Source organism: Pontibacter amylolyticus (genome assembly GCF_014638845.1).
Lineage (GTDB): Bacteria > Bacteroidota > Bacteroidia > Cytophagales > Hymenobacteraceae > Pontibacter > Pontibacter amylolyticus.
The window spans coordinates 67,357-85,369 of the sequence record NZ_BMFP01000010.1 but is presented as its reverse complement, the minus strand read 5'-3'; the positions used below and the strand labels follow the sequence as shown (position 1 = coordinate 85,369).

The window sequence follows — 18,013 nt, the reverse complement described above, 5'->3', positions numbered from 1 at the left end:
CGTTAAAAAAGCACAGTTCATAACCATTTAAAAACGACTATGAAGAAGCTAAAAGATATATTTATAACAGGATTGGCGCTGGCCTTGGTAGCGGTATTAGGCACCAGTTGCGGCGAACGACCACAGTCCGACCCGGTAAATGACACCAGTACTTCCGAAGCTATTACGAACAAGAGCGAATCCACGCAAAACCTGACCAAGCCACGCCCTGCACCGATCGGCGACACAGCTGAAACAGGCGAGCAGGCCGACCGCTTTGGCAACCTGCCCTCCAACGTAGATACGGTAGCCCGCCAGCGGGTAGAGTTGGAAAAGCAGCAGCAACAGCAAAAAAGAACCAATCAGCAGCCCTAATTTCACAACCTGAATGCAGATAAAAGCAGGAAGGAACAGTGACAGGGAAATTAAACAAAGAAGCCATACCTAAGCACAATCAGGTATGGCCTCTTTGTTTTTAGCAGGTATAGGTTACTTCACCACCGCCGTGGTGCCGACTGGCGGAATCACCAGGCCGGCGCCCGTTTTCTTACGGCCTTTCAGGTTGATATTGTAGATGATCACCGAGATAAAAATCAGCACGTAGGCTGCCACCTTTACCGCCGTGGTCTCTTCGTTGAAGTACACGAACGCCACCACAAAGTTGAGGATCGGGTTGATGTACATCAGGATGCCGATGGTGCCGGAAGTGAGCTCCTTGAGCGCATAGAGATTCAGGAACAGCGGCAGCACCGTAAAAACAGCGCTCAGTATACCTGTCATCAAAAAGAAGTGTCCGTCCAGCACCACCTCAGAGCTGCCTTTGAACTGCTCGTAAAATGGTGCGATGAACACAAAAGAGAGCAACAGCTGCAGCGTGAGCAGCACGATCTTGTCGTACGCCTTGAGCAGGCGCTGCGTGATCAGGTAAAAGGCATAGCTCAGCGCAATCAGCAGACTGAAGAGCAGACTCGTCAGCTCGCCCGTCCCGATCAAAACGCAGCTCAGTGCACTCAGGCCAATGGCGAGCCACTGGTTTGGCCGCAACTCCTCTTTGAGCAGCGCAAAGCCCAGCACCGCTGTCAGGATCGGGCAAAGCAGGTATGAGAAAGAGCCCGTCTGGATGTTGATGTGGTTGATCACGTAAATGAAAGTCAGCCAGTTGATGGTGAGCAGCGAGCCGCCCAGAAAAGTGAAGAGTAGGAACCTGCGTGCCTCACGCGGCTTGGAGGCCTTTACCTGGGCCAGCGTCTGCAACAGGTATTTGCGCCGGAAAAGCACCGTGATCAGCACCAGAAACAGCACAGACAACGTCACCCGGAAGAACAGGATTTGCCCGCTCGGGTAGTCGGCCAGTGCCTTGAGCGGGAAAGGGATAAAGCCCCAGATGACGAAGGCTGCTATACCTGCCGCGTAGTATGGTTTGGTGTTCGTTGTTTCCATTTTTCAACTAAAAGAGGGCAAAGGTATCGTTTTGATTTTGAAAAAGCTGCTATATAGTTTTCGAAATCTGTGTTTTAACATTAAGTTCCGACTGGTTTAATTCTGCGCAGCTCGCCACAACCCTTCGTCCTAAACCTTATCTTTGAGCTTTAAATTAAATTGTATGCTCAGCTTTCGCCAGCTTCAAGCCATTACAGGAGGCACCGTAGTGCAGCTGCCGCAGGACAGCGCCGTGGTGCACCTGCTCACCGACAGCCGAAAGCTCTCGCAGCCGGCAGGCACGCTGTTTTTTGCTATAAAGGGGCGACACAACGACGGGCACGTATACCTGGGGCAACTTTACCGGCTTGGTGTGCGGCAGTTTGTGGTCGAGGCGTCGGCAGGGCTGGCGCAGCTATACCCGGAGGCAAGTATCCTGCAGGTGCGCAACAGCCTGGAGGCCCTGCAGGCGGTGGCAGCCTCGCACCGGGCGCAGTTCCGTATACCTGTGCTGGGCATCACGGGCAGCAACGGCAAAACCATCGTGAAGGAATGGCTGGCGCAACTGTTGAGTCCGGAGGAAATGGTCGTGAAGAGCCCGCGCAGCTACAACTCCCAGATCGGGGTGCCGCTCTCAGTCTGGCAGCTGGATGCCAACCATACCCTGGGCCTGTTCGAAGCAGGTATATCGCAACCCGGTGAGATGCAGAAGCTGCAGCAAATCATACAGCCAACACTGGGTTTGTTCACCAACATCGGCAGCGCCCACGACGAGGGCTTTGCCGACCATCGCCAGAAAGTAGCGGAGAAAATGCAGCTGTTCAGTAGAGTGGAGCTGCTTTTCTATTGTCTCGATCACAAGTTGATACACGAAGCGGTGCAGGCGAGCGGTATACCTTCTTTCACCTGGTCACGTCACCAACAGGCCGATGTGGAAATCCGAAGCAGCACTACTTCCGGCCATAAAACCATCTTGGGCTATACCTTCCGGGGTGAACGGCACAGCCTGGCTATACCTTTCACAGATGAGGCCTCGGTGGAGAATGCCCTGCACTGCCTGGCGGTATTGCTGCAACGCGGAACCGACCTGACAGCCATCCAGGATCGCCTGGACCGGCTGCAGCCCGTGGCCATGCGCCTCGAAATGAAAGAGGCCATCAACGGCTGCTACCTCATCGACGATACTTACAACAACGACCTCGCCGGCCTTTCCATCGCCCTCGACCTGCTGGCCAGCCAGCCGAAGCGGGGAAGGCGCACGCTGATACTTTCTGATCTGCTGGAGTCAGGTATGCCGGAGGAGAAACTTTACAGCGAAGTAGCTTCCCTGACCAAAGCCCATCAGGTGGAGCGACTGATCGGCATCGGACCAACCATACAGGCGCATGGCGCCAAATTTGGCGGCGATACCATTTTCTATACCAGTACTGCCGATTTCTTGCAGCAGTTCAGTCCGGAGCAGTTCCGTAACGAACTGGTGCTGGTGAAGGGCGCCCGTGTTTTTGGGTTCGAGAAGATTGTGCAGGCTTTTCAGCAGAAGGTGCACGGCACGGTGCTGGAAGTAAACCTGGATGCGCTGGTGCATAACCTCAACTACTACCGCTCCAAATTGGCGTCGGGCACCAAACTGATGGTGATGGTAAAGGCCTTTGCCTACGGTAGCGGTAGCTTTGAAGTAGCCAACCTGCTGCAGTTTCATCGCGTCGATTACCTGGCGGTGGCTTACGTGGACGAAGGCGTGAGCCTGCGCGAGCACGGCATCACGCTCCCGATCATGGTCATGAACCCCTCACCGGACAGCCTGGCCAAACTGCACCAGTACAGCCTCGAGCCCGAGATCTACTCCCTGGAGCTACTCCGCGATTTTCTGGCAACCGCCCAGCCGGACATCCGCTACAAAATTCACCTGAAGCTCGACACCGGTATGCACCGCCTGGGTTTCACAGAAGAAGATTTTGACGAACTGTTCTCCTTGTTAAAGCAGCATCCGCAGGTGCGGGTGGTGAGCACGTTCAGCCACCTGGCCGGAGCAGACGAGGCCCTGCACGATGATTTTTCGCGCATGCAGCTGCAAAACTTCAGTTCTCTGGCTGCTGAGGAGGAAGAGCGCCTTGGCTATACCGTGCTAAAGCATATCCTCAACTCGGCAGGCATCGTGCGCTTCCCGGAGCACCAGCTGGACATGGTGCGGCTAGGTATAGGACTGTACGGAGTGGAGTCCACAGGCTCGGAGCAGGAGGCGCTGCAACCGGTGAGCACGCTCAAGACAGCTATCTCCCAGATCAAACACATCCGCCAGGGCGAAACGGTGGGCTACAGCCGCAAAGGTATAGCCGACACCGACAAGACCATCGCCACCATCGCCATCGGTTATGCCGATGGCTACGACCGCCGCTTCAGCAACGGCACAGGGCACGTGCTCGTCAACGGCCACCACGCCCCGATCATCGGCAACGTGTGCATGGACATGTGCATGGTGGACGTAACCGGTATACCTGCCAAAGTAGGCGACGAAGTGACGGTGTTCGGCCCGCAGCTGACGTTGGTCGAACTGGCGCAGCGCATCGGCACCATCCCCTACGAACTGCTCACCAACGTCAGCTCCCGCGTCAAGCGCATTTTCTTTTCGGAGTAATTCGGTAAAGTGCTAATGTGGGAATGTGTTAATGGGTTAATTATGGAATGTGAGTATTTATGATAGATTGATGTATTGCAGGTTAAAAAGCCTGCTTTCGGTTGTAGCTGGTACGGCTATACCTGTCCTATACCCATGCCGTCAACACAAGGAGTAGTAGACCTCAATTGTCATCTCGACAGAATGGAGAGAGCTGGCTCATCTCAAGGGTTTGGCAACATGTCAGATTTCTCACCAACGTTCGAAATGACAGTAAAACACTTAAGTCGACGGTACAATGCCTGTAAACCTAGGCCTGCGCTATACCTGTAATCCATACTATACCTGTAAGCATCTGCCATCCTATACCTGGCCCTGCGACCCGGTCGGGAACCCAGTCTCAACAAGCCCGCACCAATCAGGTCACAAATCAATTGCTCCTTAAAATTTAAGAGGTCCGGATCTCAAGATTATCATCAGCACATTCATTTTCAAATCTTCAAATTTCCACATCTCCAAATTTCCAAATCTTCTCATCCCCAAATCCTCCTATCTTCAAATCATAAGTCCTATTCTTTTGCAATACCGGGGAACAGCTTGTATCTTGCAGTTGTTTATAAACAGTCTAAATAAAAGAAGAGAAATCGTGCGTAACAGGACAGAGGAATCACAACAACAGAAGAGTGTGCGCGATCTGAGGATCGGGGAGAGCGGGGAGATTTCTAGCCTAAACGACCCGGAAATGGCGCTTAAGCTACTGGAGATGGGCTGTATACCTGGTGCCGAGGTGAAGCTGAACAGCAAAGCCCCCTTTGGAGACCCTGTTACCATCATCGTGAACGACTATACGCTCTCACTCCGTTTAGACGAAGCTGAAACCATTCTGCTGAAGTAGATTTATTACCACATGGCTGTTACTATAGAGGCGGAAGCGCCGGAAGCCAAAAAAGTACCTGTCCACCAGCCGGTGGCCAGAATAGCTTTGATTGGCAACCCGAACTCGGGTAAAACCTCACTTTTCAACCAGCTCACAGGCCTTAACCAGAAGGTGGGCAACTTTCCGGGCGTTACCGTCGACAAAAAGACCGGCATCAGCCATCTGACGCCGCAGCTCAAGGCCCAAATCATCGACCTGCCCGGCAGCTACAGCTTATACCCCAAGTCGCTCGACGAGCGGGTGATCATCGACCTGCTCTACGATCCGGTATTAAAAAATCGCCCTGACCTGGTCATCGTTACGGCCGACGCTTCTAACCTGAAGCGCAACCTGCTGCTGTTCACGCAATTGGCCGACCTGCGCATACCTGCTGTGCTGGCCCTCAACATGATGGACGTGGCCGAGACCGAAGGCGTGAAGATCGACATTGAAGCGTTGCAGCGCGACCTCGGCGTGCCGGTTATACCCATGAATGCCCGCAAAGGCATAGGTATAGCGGCGCTCAAAATCCTGGTGTCGCAGCAGCTGTCGGCCACCGAGGTGGCTTTCTTTGAGGTACCGGCCAACCTCAGGCCCACGGTGGAACAGATAAAAGAGCGCTTTAGTCTGAACAACGATTACCTGGCCCTGCACTATGCGCACCAGTACAAGCACCTGCGCTTTTTGTCAGAAGAGGATAAGGTATGGGTGGCGCAGCTACTGGAGGCACAGGGGTTCAGGTCTACCACAGAGCAGGCCAACGAGACCATTGCCCGCTATGTGCGCATCAACGAGGTGCTGCTCGACGTGGTGCGGGTAGAGAAAGCCAAGGAGGAAGAGAAGTTCAGCAACAAGCTCGACCAGATCCTGACGCACCGGGTGTACGGGTACCTGATCTTCATGGGACTGCTGTTTCTTGTGTTTCAGGCGGTGTTTGCCTGGGCCAGCTATCCCATGGACCTGATCGACGAAGGTATAGCGGCGCTGAATGGCCTTATCCAGGAGAACTTCAGTGGGCCGCTAATCAACCTGCTGACCGAAGGCGTGATCGCCGGCCTAGGCGGCGTTCTGATCTTTATCCCACAGATCGCCATACTTTTTGCTTTCATCGCCATTCTGGAAGAAACCGGCTACATGGCCCGTGTGACGTTTATGATGGACAAGATCATGCGCAAGTTCGGACTGAACGGCAAAAGCGTGGTGCCGCTTATTTCTGGTGTGGCCTGTGCCGTACCCGCTGTGATGTCGGCGCGCACGATCGAGAATTGGAAAGACCGCATGATCACCATCTTCGTGACGCCGCTCATGAGCTGCTCGGCCCGCATACCGGTGTATACCGTGCTGATCGCCCTGGTGGTGCCGGAGGTGTATTACTTCGGCTTCATGAACCTGCAGGGCATTGTGCTGATGGGACTATACCTGCTGGGCTTCCTGTCGGCCATCCTGTCGGCACTGCTACTCAAGGTGTTGCTGAAAGCCCGTGAGCGTAGCTACTTTATTATGGAGTTTCCGGTGTACCGCATGCCGCGCTGGAAAAACGTGGGCCTCACCATTTTCGAGAAGTCCAAGGCTTTCGTGATGGAGGCGGGCAAGATCATCGTGGCGGTTTCCATTATCCTGTGGGTGATGGCCTCCTACGGTCCCGGCGATAGCTTCGAGCGTGCCGAGGAGCGCGCCGTCGCGGAGGCCGAAGTGAAAGGCCTTGGCGAGGAGCAAACCGATAACCTGATCGCTTCTTACCAACTCGAGTCGAGCTACGCGGGCAAGTTCGGTCAGGCCATCGAGCCGGCCATCCGTCCGTTGGGCTACGACTGGAAGATAGGTATAGCCCTGCTCACCTCCTTTGCTGCCCGCGAGGTGTTTGTCGGCACCATCTCGACGATCTACAGTATAGGCGAGGAAGAGAACGTGACCACGATCAAAGACAAGCTGATGTCAGAGAAAGACGCCGATGGCAACCCGTTCTTCACACCGGCCCGGGCCTTCTCGTTGCTGATTTTCTACGCCTTTGCCATGCAGTGCATCAGTACGCTGGCCATTGTGCGCCGCGAAACAAAGAGCTGGACATGGCCACTGGCGCAATTAGTTTACATGACAGGGCTGGCGTATGTCTCCGCTTTCGCTGTTTTCCAGTTGATGAGTTAAGCAGAAACCTAGCTATAACTGAAGAGCCCGCTCCCGAAAGGAGTGGGCTTTTTGTTGCCATATCTGATGGATCCTTTTTGTGTACCTATGTCTGGTGTATCCCGAATACCAAATCAGCTACTACTGGTCTAGCAGTGTAGCTGCTGGCTTCGGATATTTATAGAAATGAGCGAATCACACTTGATTTTGTATTATTTTGCTTTTAAAATTTGCCTTGTGGCTAAAAAGATTAGAATTAAATTAAAATTGTCATAACAAATATTCTGCACGACAGGTATAACATATGGCGCAGGAATAAATGCAGTGGCCGAATGTGGTGGGTTCCTGGCAAACTATCTTGAAAGGGTCTGATTAGCTGCAATCGTTAGAATATCTCCACTTCACGGATGCCCCTCTGGCACCGGTACAATACGCCTACGACTGAACGGCTGCCTAGCGGCACCGGGAACCATCATCTACCTTCTTCTGAACAGACGCCATCCTGGCGCTGGCTAATTGGCTATACTTCTATAAGCCAGCCATACTCCGATTTTTACTAAATCCAGAAAGCGATGAAAAAACTTCTAGCAATAAGCTTCTTACTGATCTTTGCATTGCAGCTACAGGTGCTGGCCCAGGGAAGGGTCATTACCGGCAATGTAACAGACGCTTCCACAAATCAGCCTTTACCAGGGGTAGCGGTACTGGTGAAGGGAACAACCGTTGGTACCGCTACAGGTGCCGATGGAAACTACTCTATAACGGTGCCAGAAGGCGCCACTACCTTAGAATTCCGGTTTATCGGTTACCGTACTACTGAGCGTCCCATTGGGGATGCGACTTCCATTAACGTAGCACTTCCTATAGCCGCAGAGCAGTTGGGCGAGGTAGTGGTGACAGCTTTGGGTATCGAGCGAAACAAGAATGAGCTGGCATACTCCGCCCAGCAGGTGAGCGGTGATGAGATTACGCGCACAAGACCTGCCGACTTTGTGAACTCCCTTTCAGGAAAGGTGGCTGGTCTGGACATCCGTTCCAACAACACCATGGGTGGTTCCACGAACGTTATTATTCGTGGTAACAAGTCTATTACAGGTAATAACCAGGCACTGTTTGTAATTGACGGCGTGCCGGTAAGTAATGCCAATACCAACACCGCCGACCAGCAGTCTGGCCGAACCGGTACTGACTTTGGTAACGCTGCCGCGGACTTGAACCCCGATAACATTGAGTCTGTTAACGTGCTGAAGGGTGCCGCCGCAACAGCGCTCTATGGTTCGCGCGCAGCCAACGGCGTTATCATGATCACTACCAAAAAAGGCGCAAAGAACAGCCTCAATATTACGGTTAATAGTGGTGTTACTTGGAGCACGATGGATAGGAGCACGTATGTCGACTACCAGAAAGAGTATGGCGCGGGCTACTTCCAGGGATTCCGTACATCAGCTGACCTGGGTAGCGGCGTTGCGCCAGTAGTTCGTTTCCAGGACGACGCTTCTTATGGTCCGCGATTCGACCCGAACCTGCAGGTATACCAATGGGATGCCATTGATCCACTCCACCCGAATTTTGGAAAGACAAGACCCTGGGTAGCTGCTGAAAATGATCCCCGTGATTTTTATGAGACTGGTGTTAACTCTAATCAGAGTTTAATGATCAGTGGCGGCGGTGATAAGACGACCTTCAACATAGGCTATACCCGAAACGATATTAAAGGAAACCTGCCCAATGCGACGCTTGATAAAGACCTGTTTAACTTTACGGGTACTTTTGAGGCAACTGAGAAGATATCGGTAAGTGCTTCTGCCAATTACTCGCGCACAGTGGGTGTGGGTAGGTATGGAACGGGCTACCAGGGCCGTAACCCTAACCAGCAGTTCAGGCAGTGGTGGCAGACCAACGTGGATATCAAAGAGCAGGAAGAGGCCTACTTCAGAAACCGCCAGAACATTACCTGGAACTGGAATGCGGCAAACACAGGTCCTATCTACTCTGATAACCCCTACTGGACCAGATTCGAGAACTACTCTAACGACGCCAGAGACAACTTCTATGGTTATGTAACTGCTACCTACAAGTTTACGGACTGGCTAAACTTAATGGGCAGGGTCACTTATAACACAACCACAGATATGCAGGAAGAGCGTGTAGCCGTCGGAAGTGCTGATGTGAGTGAGTTTGAGCGATATGACAGGGAATTCAACGAAACCAACTACGATCTCTTCTTAAACTTCAACAGGGATCTTACGGAAGATATTAGCCTGAATGGTTTAATTGGAACCAACCTGCGCAGAGACCGGCTCAGAGATATCAGAGCAACTACCAACGGTGGACTTGTTGTGCCAAGGCTCTACACACTGTCAAACTCAGTTAACCCCATCACGGCTCCTATTGAAAACTTTGAGCGTATAGGCGTTGACGGCATTTTTGCGAATGCTAACATCGGCTTCAGAGAAACCTACTTCCTGGAGCTTTCTGCAAGACGGGATAAGTCTACCACACTACCAGAAGGAGAAAACTCGTACTTCTATCCCTCCATAGCGGGTAACGTGGTGTTCTCCAACCTACTTCAGGTGCCGTGGCTGTCAGGTGGTAAGCTTCGGGTGAACTATGCTGAGGTAGGCAACAGTGCTCCGGCGTTCAGTATATTCGATGTGTACACACAGCCAACAGGATTAGGCTCCATTCCACTCTTCTCGATACCGAATACCAAAAACAACGAGAACCTGAAGCCTGAGAGAACCAAAAGCTTTGAGGCTGGTATTGAGGCAGACTTCTTCAACAGCCTGTTTGGATTTGACTTCACCTATTATCGCTCCAGCACGGTAGACCAGATCATCAACGTGTCTACCACCGGCGCTACGGGCTATACGGCGCAGTGGGTGAATGCCGGTGAGGTGGAAAACAAAGGGTTTGAGGTGGCTGCTTTTGCAACGCCGGTTCAGACAGGTGATTTCTCCTGGAATATCAATATCAACTTCGCCCGTAACCGAAGTGAAGTCAAGAGCCTGTACCAGGATGTTCAGAATATCCCGCTTGCCACTTTCCAAGGTGGGGTGTCGCTCAACGCTGCTGTTGGACATCCATTTGGTGTGATCAGGGGTACTGACTTCGTCTACACAAACGGGCAAAAAACTGTTAATTCCGAAGGCTACTACATAAACTCCGGCAACGCGTCTGACATTATCGGTGATCCGAACCCGGACTGGACCGGTGGGGTTAACAACACGCTGACCTTTAAAGGTGTGTCACTCGGCTTCCTGGTTGATGTGCGCCACGGCGGCGATATATTCTCCCTTGACCAGTGGTATGGCGAGGCGACAGGCCTGTATCCGAATTCTGCCGGGTTGAACGACAAAGGAAATCCTTCTCGTTTGCCGGTGGCTGAAGGTGGTGGCGTGCTGCTGCCCGGCGTGAAAGAGGACGGCACCCCGAACGACGTCTATGCAGAGAATACGGACGGTAATGGAGCCACTCCTTTTGGATATGCTGCCGGAGGTATAGAGGCCCCAAGGGCCATGTACGTGTTCGACGGCAGTTTCGTGAAGCTGAGAGAAGTTGCCCTTTCCTATGCGTTGCCACAGTCCTTAATGGAAAACCTCGGCTTTATTAAAGGGGTTGACATCCAGCTGATTGGCCGAAATCTGTGGATTATCCACAAAAACATGGATTACTCCGATCCGGAAGAAGGCTTGAGTTCGGGCAACGCATCCAGAGGGTATCAGTCTGGCGCATATCCTGCCTTCAGAAACTACGGATTTAATGTCAGATTCAATTTCTAAACTAACGAGAGATGAAAAAACTTATCATATGCTTATTCTCGCTGGTGTTTATGGCAGCGTGCGTAGACGACCTGGATGAATATAATATTGACACGAAGCGGGCAACTGATGTCCCGCCCGCCACGCTGTTCACCAATGCCCTGTTGGGCCTGACGGATGTGTTGACTACCCCGAACGTGAACACGAACAACATCAGGTTGTATGTGCAGCACTGGGCTACAACTCAATATGTAGAGGAGCCCAGGTACAACATGACCGGCCGTTTGATTCCTCAAAACTTCTGGAATGCGCTTTACCGGGACGTACTGGCTGACTTGAAAGAGTCTAAAAGGCTATTAGTTGCCGATGAGACAATTGACCCGGTGCTCAAAAACAACCAGTTGGCTCAAATTGAGATCATGGAGGTATATGCCTGGTCTGTTCTGGTGACGACTTTTGGCGATATTCCCTATACCGAGGCGCTTGACCCGACTAACACGCAGCCGGTATACGATGATGACCAGGCGATTTACAACGATATCCTGGAACGCCTTGATATGGCGCTTGGTCTGATCAATACAGCAGAATCTGGGTTTGAAGAAGGAGATGTGCTTTACAATGGAGACATGGCGCAGTGGGTAAAGTTCGGTAATTCTCTGAAGCTGCGGTTAGCCATGGTGATAGCTGATGTTGACGCAGCTAAAGCCGGAACGCTTGTAGCAGAAGCTGCGCCAAATGTGTTCACAAGCAATGCGGACAATGCCTTATTCCCCTACACAGCTGCGACTCCGAACAACAACCCTATTTCGGATAACGTCAGAGGTCCGCTTTCAGCAAGGGAGGACTTTATAGCAGCCGGTAGGCTCGTTGATCTGATGAATTCGCTGAATGACCCCAGGAGGCCGCAGTACTTTACAGATGTTGATGGGCAGTTTGTAGGCGGCCGGGTTGGCTTTGCGAACGATTATGAAGAAAACTCCACCGTAAGCGAGAAGATAGCCGCACTTGATTTCCCGGGAGTGTTGCTGGATTATGCCGAGGTAGAGTTCCTGTTGGCTGAAGCTGTAGAAAGGGGGTTTATCGCCGGGTCTGCCGCTGAACATTACAATGCAGCTATCAGGGCATCCATTCTGTATTGGGGAGGAACAGAAGCTGAGGCCGCCGCCTATCTGGCCCAGCCCGCAGTCAACTACGCTACAGCGCCTGGTGACTGGAAGCAGAAAATAGGCACACAGGCATGGATTGCTTTCTTTAACCGTGGTTATGAGGCCTGGCTGACCTGGAGAAGACTCGATGCTCCAACTCTGACACCACCGGTAGAAGGATTGATTGTGCCAACAAGACTGATTTACCCTGTCAATGAGCAAACGCTGAACCCAAATAACCGCGCCGCAGCGGCATCGGCCATAGGAGGAGACGAAAGTTCTACGAAGCTGTTCTGGGATGTGAATTGATGGACTAATGCATGACTGATTAATATAGTAGTAGTTTACTTATAGAAAAATGCCCCCGGGTTCGGGGGCATTTTTCTTTTACTGCCAGATAAGTCTCACATCATAAACTGTTGGCTTATAATTGATCAGACCAGAGCAGTCATAGCGACTTCGGTCCCGGTTTAAAGCTGGCAGAGATTCATACACAGCGGTGTATTGTCCCCTTTAACTAAGAAAATAAGTAAACAGGTTGGTTTCACCAACTTGCCATACCTGAAGCCAGGGGTGGTTAAAATCTTGATTTTGTTTGCCTTATGCTTTAAAAATTTAATTTTTCTGTTATCATATTGAATAAATTTATCCTTTCCTATACCTATCCGTATAAGGAGGAGTTTTTATCGCTTTGCTTGTATTCCGCTTACATTAACTACCCAAGAGTCGCTTTGAAAATTCTTAAGATTTGCTTTTGAGGTCAAAAAACGCATTAAATATTTGTGAAAGCCGAAAACATTCTTTAAAATTGAGCATCTCTCACCTTAAACAATTTAAAACAATGAAAAGACCTCTACTATTCTCAGAGTTATCTTTGCCCCATTGCCGCTTACCAATTTCAGCAAAGCTAGCGGCTTCCTAAGTATTTATCGATTTACATAGCCTGATTTTGAGGCTATCAAACTGTTGTCTGCAGGCTTAAATGGTCTGCCCTTACGACAGCCATATCCTTATTTTGATAAATAATTCAATATAATCTAGTTTTCGGCATCTGATACAATATTTCGTTGAAGGTGATTATCTGTTTAGGGTCGTGCTCTTGTCCCCTGAATATGTTGGTTCCGGCATTTTAGGTAAGTCAGCTCATCAACCCGCTTCAGAAGCAAATTGTCGATATCATTGACCAGTACTCAATCTCGGAAGCGAAGGAAAGCAATAGATGAAGGAGGTGATTAACAGATAGAGCGAGTATTAGCTCAATATTTAACATAAAACGAACATACTGAAGCTGTTATCCAGCGAAGTGATAAAATAACACCTTAACTATTTTGATTTAATTCTTACCTAAACAAACAGCGCAATGAAAAAAATTCTAATGCTATGCCTGCTGCTTGTGTCGGCCTTTATCCATGAGGCCATGGCTCAAGTCAGGGCGATCACCGGTACGGTGACAGACGCTACTACCAATCAGCCGCTGCCAGGGGTTACAGTCCTGGTAAAAGGCACATCAGTGGGTACTGCCTCGGGGGCAGACGGTACCTTTACTGTGAATGTGCCGGAAGGCAGCAACACCCTTGTATTTCGCTTCATCGGCTATCAGACAGTTGAACGGCCAATTGGAAACCAATCGACCATAAACGTGTCTATGGGAACCGACACCCGCCAGTTGGGTGAGGTTGTGGTGACCGCCCTGGGTATCGAGCGTAACAGAAACGAGTTGGCCTATTCAGCTCAGGAAGTTAGCGGAGACCAGATCACACGTGCCAGAAATGAAAACGTAGTAAACTCCCTCTCAGGTAAAGTGGCTGGTCTGGACATCAGAACCAACAACACCATGGGTGGCTCTACAAACGTGATCATCCGCGGTTATTCTTCCCTTACAGGTGAAAACCAGGCACTGTTCGTTATTGACGGTGTGCCGGTAAGTAACGCCAACAACAACGGCTCTAACCAGGCTACTGGCCGTGGTGGTGCTGACTTTGGTAACGCTGCCGCCGACCTTAACCCTGATAACATTGAGTCTGTTAACGTGCTGAAAGGTGCAGCAGCAACAGCGCTCTATGGTTCGCGCGCGGCGAACGGTGTTATCATGATCACTACTAAAAAAGGCGCGAAAAACAGCTTGAACATAGCTGTTAACAGCGGTGTTACCTGGAGTAACATCGATAAGAGCACTTATGTAAAGTACCAGAAAGAGTATGGTGGTGGTTACTTCCAGGGCTTCCGTGCACCTAAAGATTTGGGTAGCGGTGTAGCACCGGTAGTAAGATACCAGGATGACGCTTCATACGGTCCGAGATTCGACCCGAACCTGCAGGTTTACCAGTGGGATGCGATCGATCCGCTTCATCCAAACTATGGAAAGACAAGACCTTGGGTAGCTGCTGAAAACGACCCTACTTCATTCTATGAAACAGGCCTTAACTCTAACCAGAGCGTGGTAGTTAGTGGCGGTGGCGACAAGACAACCTTTAACCTTGGTTACACTCGTAACGACATCAAAGGTAACCTGCCAAACTCTACAATAGACAAAGACATGTTCAACTTCAATGCTTCTTATGAGGCTTCTGAAAGGTTAACAGTGTCTGCTTCAGGTAACTACACTCGCACAGTAGGTATGGGTAGATATGGTACTGGTTATAGCGGTACTAACCCTAACCAGCAGTTCCGCCAGTGGTGGCAAACTAACGTGGATCTGAAAGAGCAGAAAGATGCTTACTTCAGAAACCGCCAGAACATCACCTGGAACTGGAACAGCTCAAACACAGGTCCGATCTACTCTGACAACCCATACTGGACGCAGTACGAAAACTACGCGAACGACAGCAGAGATAACATCTATGGTTATGCGACTGTTAATTACAAAATCACCGATTGGATGAGCGCCATGGGTAGAGCCTCTTTCAACACTACAAGTGACATGCAGGAAGAGCGCGTTGCGGTTGGTAGTGCTGGTTTGAGTGGCTACTCCAGGTATAACAGAGACTTCAACGAAACGAACTTCGACTTCATGTTGAACTTCAACAAAGACATTTCTGAAGAGTTAAGCTTTACAGGTTTGTTAGGTACCAACCTTCGCAGAGACCGTGCTGAATCTATATTTACAGCAACAAACGGCGGTCTGGTTGTTCCAAAACTGTACTCCATCTCCAACTCTGCAAGCCCGGTAAACCCTCCAACTGAAACCTTCTGGCGCAGAGGTGTAGACGGTATTTTTGCCAACGTTAACCTTGGTTTCAGAGACACTTACTACATGGAGCTTTCTGCCCGTCAGGATAAGTCTACTACACTTCCAAAAGGCGATAACGCTTACTTCTACCCAGCTGCTGGTGTGAACGTGCTGTTCTCTAACCTTATAGAAACCTCATGGTTATCACATGGTAAGGCGAGAATTAACTACGCAGAAGTAGGTAACGACGCTCCTCCGTTGAGTATCTATGATGTGTATTTTAAGCCAACCGGTTTTGGCTCAACTCCGATCTTCTCGCTTCCTAGCACAAAGAACAACCCTAACCTGAAGCCTGAAAGAAAGAAGAGTATGGAAGCAGGTATAGAGGCGGAGTTCTTCAACAACCTGTTCGGTTTCGACTTCACTGTGTACAAGGAAAACCAGATCGACCAGATCATGCCTGTTAGCCAGACGGCTGCGTCAGGTTATACAAACCGTTATGTTAACGCTGGTGAAGTAGAAAACAAAGGTTTTGAGATCGCTGCTTTTGTAACGCCAGTTCAGACAGGTGACCTCACCTGGACCATGAACTTCAACTTCGCTCGTAACAGAAACAAAGTTATCAGCCTGTATGAAGATGTGGAGAACCTGACACTTGCTTCTTTCCAGGGAGGTGTTTCTCTGAACGCTGCCATTGGTCAGCCTTACGGTGTAATCCGTGGTAACGACTTCGTTTACACAAATGGTCAGAAAACAGTTGGAGCAAACGGCTACTACCTATTGTCTGACAGATCAGACCTTATCATTGGTGATCCAAACCCAGACTGGACTGGCGGTTTCAACAACACCTTAACGTATAAAGGTGTTTCATTGGGCTTCCTGATCGATGTGCGTCATGGTGGCGATGTATTCTCTCTTGACCAGTGGTATGGCGAAGCAACTGGTTTATATGCCCATACTGCAGGCCTGAACGATAAGGGTAACCCTACTCGTGATCCAGCTGCAGAAGGTGGTGGCGTAAAGCTGCCAGGTGTTAAGGAAGATGGCACTCCGAACGATATCTATGCTGAGAACCAGGATGGTGACGGTATGACTCCTTACGGCTACGCAGCTGATAACTATGTTGGTGCTCCGCGCGCCATGTATGTGTTCGATGGTAGCTTCGTGAAGCTGAGAGAAGTTGCTCTTTCTTATGCTTTGCCTGAGTCAGTTATCGGGAACCTGGGATTCGTAAAAGGTGTTGATCTGCAGTTGATCGGTCGTAACCTTTGGATCATCCACAAAAACATGGAGTACTCTGACCCGGAAGAAGGTTTGAGCTCAGGTAACTTTGGCAGAGGATATCAGTCTGGTGCTTACCCAGCTGTTAGAACTTATGGCTTCAACGTTAAATTAAATTTCTAAAATATCAGAAAATGAAGAAACTTATCATATGCTTATTCTCGCTGGTGTTTATGGCATCATGCGTGGATGATCTGGAAGATTACAATGTCGACCAGAAACAAGCGACAGTAGTTCCGGCGGTTACCCTGTTCACGGGTGCTACTAAAAACCTGACGGACGTACTGACAACTCCAAACGTTAACACTAACAACTATCGTTTTTATGTGCAGCACTGGACATCCACTCAGTACCTGGATGAGCCACGCTATAACATGACTTCACGTTTGATTCCACAGAACATGTGGACAACCTTGTACCGTGATGTGCTGAACGATTTTGTTGAAGCCAAAAGGATCGTAACTGAAGATGCGACGCTTGCTGAAGGCGTTAAGAAAAACCAGCTGGCTCAGATCGAGATCATGGAAGTGTATACCTGGTCTGTGTTGGTAAACACGTTCGGCGACATTCCTTATACGGAGGCGCTCAATTCTCAGAATGCACTGCCTAAATACGACGATGCAAAAACTGTTTACGCTGACATTCTAACTCGTCTTGAAACAGCAGTAGCACAGCTTGACCCTGCATCTAAAGGATTTACTGGAAGCGGTGACATTCTTTACGGTGGCAACATGGCGGACTGGCTTAAGTTTGGTAACTCACTTAAGTTGAAGCTAGGTATGGTAGTAGCTGATGTTGACAATGCGAGAGCGAAAGCCTTAGCAGAATCAGCAGTAGCGGGTGGAGTAATCTCAAGTAATGATGAGAATGCGTCATTCGGATACTTGTCTGCACCACCAAACAACAACCCGATCTCTTCTAACGTGAAAGGTCCACTTTCAACCAGAGAGGACTATGTGGCTGCCAACACCTTGGTTGACGCCATGAACCAGCGTAATGACCCAAGAAGAGAGTTTTACTTCTCGAAGGTTGGCACCGAGTTTAAAGGTGGCAAGTATGGTTTCCCTAACACCTTCACTGATTTCTCGACTGTAAGTCCTAAGATTGCTGATCCTACGTTTGAAGCATTACTGCTTGATTACGCTGAAGTTGAATTCCTTCTGGCCGAAGCCGTAGAAAGAGGTTATAACGTAGGTGGCACTGCTATGGAGCACTATAACAAAGCTGTTACAGCCTCCATCACCTATTGGGGTGGTACTGCAGCGCAGGCTACAGCCTACCTGTTACAGCCAAGCGTGAACTATCTGACTGCTCCTGGCGACTGGAGACAGAAGATTGGTACACAGGAGTGGATCGCGCTTTATAACCGTGGATACGACGCATGGGTAACCTGGAGAAGATTAGATGCTCCAACGCTTCTTCCTCCAGTAGAAGGCCTGACCGTACCTACAAGATTGATCTACCCAGTTAACGAGCAGACGCTCAACCCATCAAACAATGCTGCTGCGGCATCAGCAATTGGTGGTGATCAGAGCTCTACTAAGCTGTTCTGGGATGTTAGATAGTAATGAATTAGTAATTGAATTTTAAGAAAACTAGGTAGTA

The 18,013-nt window shown here is 50.1% G+C and carries 9 protein-coding genes; 8 read left to right on the top strand and 1 reads right to left on the bottom strand.

Features of this window, described 5'->3' with window-relative positions:
• Positions 1-39: 39 nt before the first annotated feature.
• Positions 40-354, top strand: coding sequence for a hypothetical protein (locus IEV97_RS19530; RefSeq protein WP_188503175.1), 315 nt, complete (start codon positions 40-42; stop codon positions 352-354).
• 114 nt (positions 355-468) lie between these two features.
• Here the strand turns inward: IEV97_RS19530 and IEV97_RS19525 are convergent, their stop codons facing one another.
• Positions 469-1,419 (bottom strand): EamA family transporter, encoded by a 951-nt coding sequence (locus tag IEV97_RS19525; protein ID WP_188503174.1) that lies wholly within the window; start codon positions 1,417-1,419, stop codon positions 469-471.
• A 163-nt stretch (positions 1,420-1,582) separates the two neighbouring features.
• Between IEV97_RS19525 and IEV97_RS19520 the strand changes: the two genes are divergently transcribed.
• From IEV97_RS19520 to IEV97_RS19490, 7 genes are all read left to right on the top strand, one after another.
• Positions 1,583-4,033 carry a bifunctional UDP-N-acetylmuramoyl-tripeptide:D-alanyl-D-alanine ligase/alanine racemase gene (locus IEV97_RS19520; RefSeq protein WP_188503173.1) on the top strand — a complete coding sequence of 817 codons (2,451 nt, stop codon included), beginning with the start codon at positions 1,583-1,585 and terminating at the stop codon, positions 4,031-4,033.
• A 625-nt stretch (positions 4,034-4,658) separates the two neighbouring features.
• A complete protein-coding gene (locus IEV97_RS19515) occupies positions 4,659-4,907 on the top strand; it encodes a FeoA family protein (protein WP_188503172.1) in 249 nt (82 codons plus the stop codon).
• Between the two features lie 12 nt (positions 4,908-4,919).
• A complete protein-coding gene (feoB, locus tag IEV97_RS19510; RefSeq protein ID WP_188503171.1) occupies positions 4,920-7,073 on the top strand; it encodes a ferrous iron transport protein B in 2,154 nt (717 codons plus the stop codon).
• Between the two features lie 551 nt (positions 7,074-7,624).
• On the top strand, positions 7,625-10,834 hold the full coding sequence (locus IEV97_RS19505; RefSeq protein ID WP_188503170.1) for a SusC/RagA family TonB-linked outer membrane protein: 3,210 nt from the start codon (positions 7,625-7,627) through the stop codon (positions 10,832-10,834).
• A gap of 11 nt (positions 10,835-10,845) precedes the next feature.
• Positions 10,846-12,267: a SusD/RagB family nutrient-binding outer membrane lipoprotein gene (locus IEV97_RS19500; protein WP_188503169.1), complete on the top strand. Its 1,422-nt coding sequence runs from the start codon at positions 10,846-10,848 to the stop codon at positions 12,265-12,267.
• Positions 12,268-13,318: 1,051 nt separating this feature from the next.
• Complete coding sequence (locus IEV97_RS19495) at positions 13,319-16,531, top strand: SusC/RagA family TonB-linked outer membrane protein (protein WP_188503168.1); 3,213 nt, start codon at positions 13,319-13,321, stop codon at positions 16,529-16,531.
• Positions 16,532-16,542: 11 nt separating this feature from the next.
• Positions 16,543-17,973 carry a SusD/RagB family nutrient-binding outer membrane lipoprotein gene (locus tag IEV97_RS19490; protein WP_188503167.1) on the top strand — a complete coding sequence of 477 codons (1,431 nt, stop codon included), beginning with the start codon at positions 16,543-16,545 and terminating at the stop codon, positions 17,971-17,973.
• Positions 17,974-18,013: the final 40 nt, after the last annotated feature.

Excerpts from the sequence above, each read along its gene's own strand:
- IEV97_RS19530 (WP_188503175.1), top strand. The coding sequence starts at position 40 with ATGAAGAAGCTAAAAGATATATTTATAACAGGATTGGCGCTGGCCTTG.
- IEV97_RS19495 (WP_188503168.1), top strand. The coding sequence starts at position 13,319 with ATGAAAAAAATTCTAATGCTATGCCTGCTGCTTGTGTCGGCCTTTATC.
- IEV97_RS19505 (WP_188503170.1), top strand. The coding sequence starts at position 7,625 with ATGAAAAAACTTCTAGCAATAAGCTTCTTACTGATCTTTGCATTGCAG.
- IEV97_RS19520 (WP_188503173.1), top strand. The coding sequence starts at position 1,583 with ATGCTCAGCTTTCGCCAGCTTCAAGCCATTACAGGAGGCACCGTAGTG.
- IEV97_RS19500 (WP_188503169.1), top strand. The coding sequence starts at position 10,846 with ATGAAAAAACTTATCATATGCTTATTCTCGCTGGTGTTTATGGCAGCG.
- IEV97_RS19525 (WP_188503174.1), bottom strand. The coding sequence starts at position 1,419 with ATGGAAACAACGAACACCAAACCATACTACGCGGCAGGTATAGCAGCC.
- IEV97_RS19490 (WP_188503167.1), top strand. The coding sequence starts at position 16,543 with ATGAAGAAACTTATCATATGCTTATTCTCGCTGGTGTTTATGGCATCA.
- feoB (WP_188503171.1), top strand. The coding sequence starts at position 4,920 with ATGGCTGTTACTATAGAGGCGGAAGCGCCGGAAGCCAAAAAAGTACCT.